We start from the raw sequence: 7069 nt of genomic DNA on the forward strand, positions 1-7069 counted from the left end.
TCCGGCGTTTTCCATAAGCTGGCACTCCCGGCGCGAAAGCAGGGTAAACGCCATGATCGCACCGCCATCCGTCCGGCCTGAAGCCCGCCGCGCAGGATTCATTGGCCGAAAATTCCGCCGCAGCCCGCCGCCCGCCGCGCAAGGCCAGCCCCTGGTCACGCCGCTCGCGATGCTCGCCGCGCTCGAACTGCTGGCCGCCGCGCGGGGGACATCGCACGACTGCGGGGCGCTGGGCGCTGCACTGCCGATGGCGCAGGAAGCGCTGGCCGCCAAACTCGCCCCGCTCGCGCTCGCACGGATCGGCATCGAGGCGCACTGGCGCCCGATCGGCCCCTGCGTGCCCGAGGCTGCAGACCTGCCGCTGGTCCTGCCCTTGGTGGGCGGCGGCGCGGTGCTCATCACCAGCCGCGCCGAGGAGCATGTTATCGTGCGCGATGCGCAAGGCCTGCAGGTGCTGCCATTCGCGGCCCTGCGCCCGCTGCTGGCGGGTGAGGCGCTGCACAGCGGGCCGGTCGATCCGGTGAGCGGCGCCTCCGACGCACACGAGCGCGATCTCATCCGCCGCAATCCCCGGGCCTGGCTGCTCGGCGCCTATCTCGCCGAGCGCCGTCCGCTGGGGCAGATGCTGCTGGCCAGCGCGCTGCTCAATCTCTGCGCGCTTGCGATCCCGCTCTATATGCGCGCGATCTATGATCGGGTGGTGCCCAATCTCGCGATCGAAAGCCTCTGGGCGCTGTCGATCGGGGTCGTGCTCGTGCTGGTGTTCGAACTGCTGCTCAAGAAGATCAAAGCGCGCTTTGTCGAGGCGGTCGCCACGCGCGTGGGGCAGGCCGTGCAGCACCGCGCGGTCGTCACAGTGCTGCGCGCCCGCGCGCCGACGCCGGGCATGGGCTTCGGCGCGATGCTGACCGCCTTGCGCGATCTTGAGCAGCTTTCGCTGCTCGTGCCGGGTGCCATCGCCACGGTTTGCGTCGATCTGCCCTTCGTCGTCCTGCTCTTCGCGCTGATCGCGGCCATCGGCGGGTTCACCGTGCTCGGCCCCATCCTCGGCGCGCTGGGCCTCGTCCTCGCCGGCATGGTCTGCAACTATGCGCTGAAACTTGCCAGCCGCCGCGCCTCGAAGCTCGTCCAGGCGCGCAGCGACCTGACCGCCGAACTCACCAGCGGCTGGACCACGATCAAGGCCAACCACGCCGAAGGCCTGTTCGAAGGCCGCTGGGACTTGATTTCCGATCATCTTGCCATGGCGGGCAAGCAGGCGCGGCACTGGAGCGAACTGCCCGCCTCCACCTCGGGCCTGCTCGTCCAGTTGGTCACCGTGATGGTCGTCGTGATCGGCGTGCTGCAGATCAAGGCAGGGGTGATGACAACCGGCGCGCTCATCGCCGTCGTGCTCCTCACCGGCCGCGCGATGGTGCCCGTTGCCGCCACCGTCAGCATGTTCGCCCGCGCCTACCAGAGCATTGCGCAATTCCAGGCCTTGGCCGGCCTGCTCCAGACCGAGCCAGAGCGCGATGTTTCCGATCCCGCCGTCAACCTCGCCCCGGTGCGCGGCGCGCTCGCGGTCGCAGGCCTCTCGCACACGTTCAGCGGAAGCGGCGCGCCAAGCCTTTCAGGCCTCACGTTCTCCCTGCGCGAGGGTGAGCGCGTCGCGCTGATCGGCAAGTCGGGTTCGGGCAAGTCGACCCTCCTGCAACTGCTCGCCGGGCTCATCCCCGCCGAGCACGGGCTCATCACGCTCGACGGCCACGCGCTGGACCGTTTCGCCATCCCGCACTTGCGCCGGAACGTGATCTACAGCGCGCAGGATGCCATGATCTTCGAAGGCACTGTCTGGCACAACATCCTGCTCGGCATGCCCGAACCTTCGGCTGCCGTGGTAGACCGCGCGATCCGCTGTTCGGCGCTCGACAGTTTCGTCGCCCGCACTGCCGAAGGGTACATGCGCCAGGTCGGCCCGCGCGGCTCCGCGCTGTCCGGCGGGCAGCGCCAGTCGCTTCTGCTCGCCCGCGCGCTGGTGCGTGACCCCAAAGTTCTCCTGCTCGACGAGCCCACAGCCTCGCTCGATGTCGCCAGCGAACAGGCGGTGATCGCCGGGCTGGCCGAAGCGACGCGGCGCAAGACGCTGGTTGTCGCAACCCACCGCCTCGCCTTGCTCGAAATCGTCGACCGCGTGATCTGGCTAGAGGAAGGCCGCATCGTGGCAGACCGGCCCAAGGCCGAAGTGCTCGCCCAGCTGGCCAGTCAGAATGGAAGCCAGAATGGTAAACAGGCCCCTAGGGAAGCTGCCTGAGCAGCCCCGGCCAGACCCCTTAAACAGGCCACCTTATGGCCGGTTAAGCATGGCAGAGCGCCGTTCCGCGCGGCCACCCCAAGGAGCATGACGTGGCAGGCGCATCCGCCGACAGCGAAGTCAATCACTGGCCGGCTTTCGTGGACGTGCTCACCACCGTGATCATGGTGGTGACGTTCCTGCTCGTGATCATGAGCGCGGCGGTCATGCAGCTTTCGCAGCGCGTCATCGCCAATTTCAAGCAGCAGATGATCGAGCAGGAACAGCAGCAGAAGCGTACCGGCAAGGACGGCAAGCCCGTCGCCTGCGCGCCCGGTGCCGCGCCGGTGCTGTCTCCGCGCGATGCCGAAGCCGGCACTTCGGTCTCCGAACTCGGCGCCGTGCTGCGCTCCTCCTCGGCGGCAGGCGCCGAGCGTCTCTCGATCCGCACGCGCGACACGCCCGAGACGCTGAAGCTTCAAGTGAAGGCGCAAGAGCAGCCGGACGATGCCAGGGGCGTCGAGGTCACGACCGCCGATACCCTGCTCAAGGTCGGCTTCACGCCCAATGCCGCGACTTATGACGATGCCAATTCCGCCCGCGTCATCAGCTTCATCAAGAGCAAGGCCCGCGCCGGAATTAAGTACGAGATCTGGTCCTTTGCGCCCCAGACGCGCTCGGTCTCCGAAGCGCAGCGCGTAGCGTTCTACCGCGCGGCAATGACCCGCAATCTCCTCCTGCGCGCCGGCCTCGCCCCCGGCGATGTCACCACCCAGATCCGCGTTACCGATGCGGCCTCGCCTGATGGGCACATGGTCCGCGTGGTGATCAAGCCATGACCGCCACCGGAACCTCCGCCGTGGAAAGAAAGCTCCGCGCCGAACTGCTCAAGATGACCGTCATCATGGCGGTGCTCTCGGGGCTCGGCATCTATGCTCATCAGTTCGTCATCGACGGCGTCGAGGCCAAGCTGGCGCTCAACCTGTCGATCTTCGCGATCTTCGGGGTCGCAGCCGGGATCGCCTTCCGCAACGTGCTGTCGCTGCGCAACGAAGTCGTCGCGCTGCGCGCGCTCCAGGTCGATTACGGCGAGCGCGCCAAGCGCCCGCGCGATCCATATGCGCAGCCCGCCGTGGTCTTTTCCGAGCCTGAACTGCTCGGGCTGGGCTATCGCCTGATTGCGGAGGAGCTCGGCAAGCAGGACCATCTCGAGATCGGCGCGGACACCGTCCAGACGCTGCTCCACGATGTCGACCTGCGCATCAACGATCGCAAGTCGACCATCCTCTACTTCTCCGGCCTGATGGTGTTCCTCGGCCTGCTCGGCGCGTTCATGGGCCTGATGAAGACTGTGCACTCGGTCTCCGACCTGATCGGCGCAATGGACGTTTCGGGCAGCGCCGGAGCCGACAGCTTCGGCAAGATGATTGATGGCATGAAGGCCCCGCTCAACGGCATGTCGGTGGGCTTCTCCTCGTCGCTGTTCGGCTTGATGACCTCGATGGTCCTTGGCGCACTCGAGCGCTGCATGACCAGCGCGATGAAGACGCTGCGCAATGAATTCGAGCACTGGCTATCGAACCTCGCCCAGCTCGAAGCCGGTCAGACCGAGGCCTCCGCCAGCCCCTCGCGCGATTTCGGCGCAGTACGCCGCGCGATCGAGGCGGGTGCCGCCGAACTTGCCGAGTTGCGTGCTGCCATCATCGGCCTTGCTCACGGCGCGCAAGCGAACAAGCAGGAGATCGCGGGCCTTGCCGGCGCAATCGGCTCGCTGGGGGATGTCGTCGCCGCCCTCTCCGATCCGCGCCAGCTGCTGCGGCCGGTCTCCGATGCCGTGGCGCAGCTGGCGCACAACCAGTCCGACATGCTTGCCCAGATCACCGCGCTGCATGAAGATGCCGCGGCCGACCGCGCGCATATCCGCGCGACGCTTGCCGCGCTCGGCGTTCTGGCAGAGCGGTCCGCCGCGCTCGATGGCGACGAGATCCACCGTCAGCTCGATAGCCTGATCACCCTTTCCGGCGAAGCGCAGCACCGGCGGCACGCCGCGCCAGCGGCGGCAGAGCCACTGTCGCCGCCTTCCGCGCTGGCCCGCATCGGCGGCTGGCTCGGCCTCTCGCCGCGCCGCCAGCTCGGCGATGCGCGGGGGTTGCGCCATGACCTGCAAGCGGGTCTCGTCGCCAACCGCCGCGCGATGCGCGCGCTGGCCGCGCGGCTCGACCGGCGGCTCGAGCGGCTCGCCGTCGCCTCCGCGCACCACCGCGACGCGATCGCGCGGCTTGAACTGCGCAGCGCCGAACACCGCGCTGCGTTCGAGACTTTCGCCGCCGCCGCCGCGCTCCCGCCGGATGCCGATTCCGTCCAGCTGGGCGATGCGCGCCTTGAAATGGAGCGCTTGCGCCGCCGCCTCGGCATGCGTTTCGAGCATCCCGCGCCGAAGCTCCCGGCGGCCGGCGAAGCAATCCCCAACGCCCAGCGCGGAGCATGACGATGGCGCTGTATTTCAACCCGTTTGGCCGCCGCCCGGTGTTCTCGCGCGCCGATGTGCGCCATGCTTGCCGGATCGACGGCGAGATCGTGCTGACTGAAAAGATGGTGAGCTACGAGGGCCGCCTCATCAATCTCTCGCGCGGGGGGGCGATGTTTCGCCCGCGTCTTGCCTATCTGATGAACCGCCGCGGCGATGCCGTGCTGGTCCAGGCCGCTGGCCTCGCGCTTGTCGGCGAGATCGTCGCGACGACCCCGCAGGGTTTCGGTGTCCGGTTCGAGCAGCCGCTCGGCGATGGCGAACTGGCGCATCTGCTCGCCCACAACGCGGCTGCAAGCGCTACCCCCTAGGGTCTGCTTGCGCCGCAATTAACCACGCCGGTTCCACATTCAGGCGGGTTCCAGGAGGTCATGAAGGAAACTTGGTGCCGCATCGTCTTGCCAGACTGCCGCTGACGGCGCTCGTGACCGGCCTTGCCGCCGGCGCAGCGCTTGCGGTGTCTGCGGCCCGTGCTGCCGAACCTGCGCCGACCCTCCCTCCTGCACCAGGATTGGCCTATGTGCTGGAAGGTCTCGACGGACCCGATCTCGTCACCGTGCCCGGTACCGGTCCACGCCAGACCGCTCCCTCACCGCCCCCGCCGCTGCCGCAACCAGACCTCGCCGAAGTGAGCATGCCTGTCCTGCCGCAGGGCCCGATGCCCGATGGCTCGACTCTCGCCGCGCGCATGGTGGACGGAGCCGCGTCGCTCCCCGGCGGGGAGGCCGAGCTTCCCCGGCTCGATCACGCGCAGCCTGCCGCAGCAGACGCGCCGCCCCCGCCGCGCACTATCCTCTCGAAGCTTGATCTGCCCAGCCCGGTCCCTGCCCGGCGCCCGGTTGCGCCGCCATCCGCTCCGGCGGTCGCTGATACCGATGCGCCTGATCTGGCCCCTGCCGCACTTGCACCGGCCACACCTGAAGGCACCGAATCCCTCACCGAAGCGATCATTGCCTCGCTCAAGGGCAATCCCGAAATCCAGATCTCGCTCGCCCAGCAGGACGACGCGCGCTACGCCGTCAATGAAGCCCGCGCGAGCTACCTGCCGCGCATCGACTTGACCGGCGCCTGGGGCCGTGAGTTCGCCCGCACCATCCCGCAGGCGGCCACCCAGCGCTTCCGCAGCGAAGCCACGATCTCGCTCAACCAGAATCTCTGGGACTTCGGCGTCACCATCAACGACATCAAGCGCGCCCGCGCCAGCTACCGCGCCGCCCAATGGGGCACGCGCGAGCGGATCGAGGCGATTTCCTACGATATCGCCAATGCCTATCTCGGCGTGCTGCTCCAGCAGAACCTTGTCACGCTGGCGGAAGGCGAAATCGCCTCGGTCCGCAAGATCCTGCGCATCGTCACCGTGCAGAAGGACCTCGGCCTCACCACCCCCGCCGATGTCGAGCGCGCACAGACCCGGCTCGACAACGTGCGCTCGCAGCTGCTTGATCGGCAGAGCGCGCTCGAACAGGCCCGCAATGCCTACAAGCGCCTTACCGATCACATGCCGCTGCGCGCCGCCGAAGTGCCTGCCGCCGGGGCCGCGCTGCCCGAAAGCGCCGATATCGCGGTAGACCTCATCGACACGCGCAGCCCGCGCCTGGCGCAGGCGGTCGAGGATCGCCGCTCGCTCGACAAGCAGTACGACAGCCAGGCCGATACCGCGCTGCCGCGCCTTGGCCTCTCCATTGCCAGCGACTATCGGCAGGATGTGCTCGGCGCGACAGGCCGCGCCATCGACGCCCGGGCGATGGTGACGTTCTCCTATCGGCTCTACAACGGCGGGGCCGCCACCGCGACCAAGCGCCGCATCGCCGCGCGGCTGCGCCAGGCCGATTTCGAGCTCGACCGCCGCCGCCGCGAGGTGGAGCAGGACATCCGCATCGATTACGCCAGCCTTGGCGCCGCGCGCGAAAAGATCGCCACGATCGAGGCCGAAATCGCCTCCGCCCAGCGCGTTGCCGATCTCTACAAGCAGCAATTCCGGGGTGGGCGGCGCACGGTGTTCGATCTGCTCGATGCCGAACAGCTGCTCTTCGCCGCGAAGGCGAAGCAGACCGCCAACCAGATTGCGCTGCGTGCGGCGGAATACCGTGTGCTGCAGAAGCTGGGCGGGCTGTTCGATCTGGTCAGCGGCGGCCAGCCCCTTCCCGATCTCGAACAGCCCGCGCCCGGCGACGGGGACTGACTCCGGGTGCCGCAATACGTGAATCACCGGAGCCCGCTGCGGCCCAAGCCCTAAGCTCGCGGGCGCTAGAACCGGCCGCCCAGCATTC

5 protein-coding genes are annotated in these 7069 nt (G+C 68.3%); all 5 read left to right on the forward strand.

Going from position 1 to position 7069, the window contains the following annotated elements:
• The first annotated feature begins 52 nt into the window (after positions 1–52).
• The 5 genes from Q0071_RS17170 to Q0071_RS17190 all read left to right on the forward strand — a co-directional run bounded on the left by Q0071_RS17170 (position 53) and on the right by Q0071_RS17190 (position 6981).
• Positions 53–2293, forward strand: a complete 2241-nt coding sequence (locus Q0071_RS17170) for an ATP-binding cassette domain-containing protein (RefSeq protein WP_298172298.1) — start codon at positions 53–55, stop codon at positions 2291–2293.
• A 92-nt stretch (positions 2294–2385) separates the two neighbouring features.
• The gene (locus Q0071_RS17175) at positions 2386–3111 is read left to right on the forward strand and encodes a hypothetical protein (protein WP_298172301.1); all 726 of its coding nucleotides are present in this window, start codon (positions 2386–2388) and stop codon (positions 3109–3111) included.
• A gap of 20 nt (positions 3112–3131) precedes the next feature.
• Positions 3132–4760 carry a hypothetical protein gene (locus tag Q0071_RS17180; protein ID WP_298172304.1) on the forward strand — a complete coding sequence of 543 codons (1629 nt, stop codon included), beginning with the start codon at positions 3132–3134 and terminating at the stop codon, positions 4758–4760.
• 2 nt (positions 4761–4762) lie between these two features.
• The gene (locus Q0071_RS17185; protein WP_298172307.1) at positions 4763–5110 is read left to right on the forward strand and encodes a PilZ domain-containing protein; all 348 of its coding nucleotides are present in this window, start codon (positions 4763–4765) and stop codon (positions 5108–5110) included.
• Positions 5111–5184: 74 nt separating this feature from the next.
• Entirely contained in the window at positions 5185–6981 is a 1797-nt protein-coding gene (locus tag Q0071_RS17190) for a TolC family outer membrane protein (protein ID WP_298172309.1), read from the forward strand.
• Positions 6982–7069: the final 88 nt, after the last annotated feature.

Origin of the sequence: Novosphingobium sp. (genome assembly GCF_027486195.1) — a bacterium.
GTDB lineage: Bacteria > Pseudomonadota > Alphaproteobacteria > Sphingomonadales > Sphingomonadaceae > Novosphingobium.